General features: G+C 72.8%; 3 protein-coding genes and 1 pseudogene. 3 read left to right on the forward strand and 1 reads right to left on the reverse strand.

What is annotated here, in order from left to right; genetic code table 11:
* Window positions 1-252, forward strand: a pseudogene (locus DQW06_RS00035) (serine hydrolase); the annotation flags it as partial.
* Window positions 253-359: 107 nt separating this feature from the next.
* Here DQW06_RS00035 and DQW06_RS00040 read toward each other — a convergent pair.
* Complete coding sequence (locus DQW06_RS00040; protein ID WP_013156326.1) at window positions 360-1,139, reverse strand: hypothetical protein; 780 nt, start codon at window positions 1,137-1,139, stop codon at window positions 360-362.
* 56 nt (window positions 1,140-1,195) lie between these two features.
* Here DQW06_RS00040 and DQW06_RS00045 point away from each other — a divergent pair, with 56 nt between their 5' ends.
* Both DQW06_RS00045 and DQW06_RS00050 read left to right on the forward strand, forming a co-directional pair.
* Entirely contained in the window at window positions 1,196-1,981 is a 786-nt protein-coding gene (locus tag DQW06_RS00045; protein ID WP_013156327.1) for an ABC transporter ATP-binding protein, read from the forward strand.
* A 403-nt stretch (window positions 1,982-2,384) separates the two neighbouring features.
* Window positions 2,385-3,308 (forward strand): SPFH domain-containing protein, encoded by a 924-nt coding sequence (locus DQW06_RS00050; protein WP_013156328.1) that lies wholly within the window; start codon window positions 2,385-2,387, stop codon window positions 3,306-3,308.
* Window positions 3,309-3,448: the final 140 nt, after the last annotated feature.

Here is a 3,448-nt window from a genome sequence, read left to right on the forward strand (position 1 = left end):
GCGGCGCGCCTGCTGCCCTGCACCGCGCCGCCGCTGCTGCTGGCGGTCCTGCACGAGGTGGTCGGGTGGCTCTACCGGGGCAGGGACGTGGCGTGGTTCCAGGTGCCCTACCTCTTCACGTCCTTCTGGGCGGCCCTCGCCCTACTCGCCCTGGCCTGTGCGACGGTCGCCTCGGTCCGCGTCGTCCGTCTGGTGTCGGTGCGCCGTGGAACAGGCGGTACCGGCGGGAGAGCGGAGCGCGCGTCGGGCTGAGCGGCCGGGGCCGCCCGGTCGCCCGGGGGCGGGCACGGCCGTCCCGGCTTCCCGTTCGTTCCCGGACCGGGATCCCGTGCTCGCCTCCCGGCCGCTCCCGGGTCCGCTCAGCGCCCCGGAACGCCCCGGTCGGACGGGTCGATCGCCCCGTGCGCGGCCACCAGGGCCCTGCGCACCGCCGCGTCGAGCCTGCGCAGCCCCTCGGAGCGGGCCGTGGCCTGGTGGGCGGTCAGTCCCCGTCCCGACGACGGCTCGGCCAGCTCCACCACCCCGGCCAGCCGTGCCGCCTGCTCCGCCACACGGTGCGCCCGGGGCGGGTACCCGCGCGCCAGCGAGGGCGGGCCGCCGTCCAGTTCGCCCAGTCTTCGGTGCACGTCCGGTGCGAACGGGGCGACGTCGTCCACGCCCTCCATGGCCCGGGCGGCCTCGATGAGGGCGAGCTTCAGCGCCTGCTCCGCCTCGGCCAGGCCGGGTACCTGCGGCAGTGCGTCGTTCGCCGGATACGGTGTCCACGAAACGCCCACATAGGATGAACCACGCCGGTCGGCGGAGGGCACCAGGCCCACCTGCCGGTCGGCGAGCCGCACCAGCACCCCCTCCCGCGCCTCGACGGCGGCCTGGTTGAGTTCCTTGGGGCCCACGAGCCCGAGGGGATCGCCCCAGGTGGGCAGGGCCAACCGGAAGGCGGACAGCCCCAGGCCGCGCAGCCGTGTCAGTGCGGCCCGCAGCGGTACGCCGCTGTCGAAGGGCAGGTCCACTGCCGGTACTGTCCCGATCAGGTTGGGACCACCGCGCCGCTCGACGGCGTCGACGGCCTCGTCGAGGCCGACGTGTCCGGCCAGCCAGGCGTTGCCCCAGGCGACGAGTGGTGCGGACGAGAGATGCATTGCTTCAGGGTAGGGCGGCCCGTGCACCGGCGTGGGACGTGACGTGAGGGAGGACGATGGACGGGCGTGTTCTGGGCCTGAGCGGGGTCACGGTGCGGAGGGGCGACGCCCATCTGCTGGACGGGGTGGACTGGACGGTCCTGGAGGGCGAGCGCTGGGTCGTCCTGGGCCCCAACGGTGCGGGCAAGACCACACTGCTCAACGTGGCCTACAGCCAGACGCACCCGACCGCGGGCGAGGTGGAGATCCTCGGTGAGCGGCTGGGCCGGGTGGACGTGTTCGAGCTGCGTCCGCTCATTGGCTACGCGGGCGCCTCGGTGGCGTCGCGGATCGAGGAGGGCACCGAGGTCCTCGACATCGTGCTGAGCGCCGCCTACGGCTACGTGGGCCGCTTCCGCGAGGAGTACGGGAACCCGGACTACGGCCGCGCCCGCGCCCTGCTGGGCCACTGGGGCGTCGCCGACCTGGCCGACCGCCGGTTCCACACCCTCTCCGAGGGCGAGCGCAAGCGCGTGCTCATCGCCCGTGCGCTGATGTCGGACCCGGAACTGCTGCTCCTGGACGAGCCCGCCGCCGGGCTGGACCTGGGCGGCCGTGAGGACCTGGTGCGCCGTCTGGGGAGCCTGGCCCGCAACGAGGCCGCGCCCGCGCTGGTGGTGGTGTCCCACCACGTGGAGGAGATCCCCGCAGGGACCACGCACGCCCTGCTGCTGCGCGGGGGTTCGGTGGTGCAGGCCGGTCCGATCGACGGGGTCCTGACCGCGGACCACCTGTCGGAGACCTTCGGGCTCGCGCTGAAGGTGGAGAGGGACGGCGAGCGCTGGAGCGCCCGGGCGGTCTGAGGGTCCGGGCCGCCTGGGGGCTGGCGGCACGGGTGCGCCGGAGTCCGTCCGGGCGGATGCCCCGGCCCGGGCCCCGGGCGTGCGGACACCCGGCCCTCCGGGCAGGTGTTCCGTCCGTGCGTATGAGCCCCGACGACAGATTCCCTCTTATTGGATTGCATTAACGGAGCAAATGTATTGACCATAAACAGTGTTTCTGTCCGGATGTGGTCGCCCCGGCGCATGTGGGGTAGCGTCAGCGGACGGTGAGCGGATCGCTCCATTTCGGCGCGCTTTATGATCTTCGGGTGGGCGGGGCCGCCGGGTGCGGTCCGTGCCCGCCTGTCACCCCCGTCTGGAGATCCGGAGCTGCCCAGATGCCGATACCGAATGACGTCCTCCGTCCGGAAACCGGGGCGGCCCCATGACCATGATCATCATCGTGGCGCTTTTCGTCGCGGTTCTTCTGCTCGTCTTCTGGCGGAGCGTGCGTATCGTCCCGCACTCGATGGAGGACGTCGTCGAGCGTTTCGGTAAGTTCCACCGGACGTTGAGCTCGGGTTTCAACATCGTCATCCCCGGTGTGGACCACGTGCGCGAACGCATCGACCGCCGCGTCCAGGTCGTGAGCTTCCCGCCGCAGTCGGCCATCACCGAGGACAACCTCGCGGTCGAGGTCGACTCGGCGGTCTACATCAGGGTCGTGGACGCCTACCGGGCCACCTACGAGGTGGCCAACTTCATCCAGGCCGTCGAGCAGCTGACCCTGGCCACGCTGCGCAACGTCATCGGCGGCATGAACCTGGAGGGGACGCTCACCTCCCGGGACGCGATCAACCGCGAGCTGAAGGCCGTGCTGGACGAGGCCACCAGCGACTGGGGCATCGAGATCAGCCGCATCGAGCTCAAGGGCATCGAGCCGCCGTCCTCCGTGCAGGAGGCGATGGAGATGCAGATGCGCGCCGACCGCGAGAAGCGCGCCCAGCTGCTCAGCGCCGAGGGCGAGAAGCAGTCCGCGGTCCTGCGCGCCGAGGGTGAGCGCTCGGCCGCGGTGCTGCGGGCCAGGGGCGCGGCCGAGGCGCAGGCGCTCACCTCCAAGGCCGACGCCGAGGCACAGACCACCCGGGCCCGCGGTGAGGCCGACGCCATCCACATGGTGTTCAAGGCCCTGCACACCAGCCGGGTCGACCCGGACGTGCTGGCCTACCACTACCTCCAGAAGCTCCCGGAGATCGCCCGGGGCGACGCCAACAAGGTGTGGGTCGTCCCGGCCGAGATGGGCCAGGCGCTCAAGGGGGTCAGCGCCGCGTTCGACCGGCTGCGCGACGACGTGGTCCGGGCCCCCTGACCCGGCTCCGCCGCCCGGCCGCCCGGGCGCGCGTCCCGCGCGGCGGGGCCCGCCCCGCGAACCGGTTCCGCGGCGTCGGACCGGCTGACTGAGGGCCGGACCGCGAGGGCCCGAGCCCGGTCCAGTACCGGGCTCGGGCC

The sequence above is a fragment of the Nocardiopsis sp. TNDT3 genome (genome assembly GCF_003427465.1).
GTDB classification, from domain to species: Bacteria; Actinomycetota; Actinomycetes; order Streptosporangiales; family Streptosporangiaceae; genus Nocardiopsis; species Nocardiopsis dassonvillei.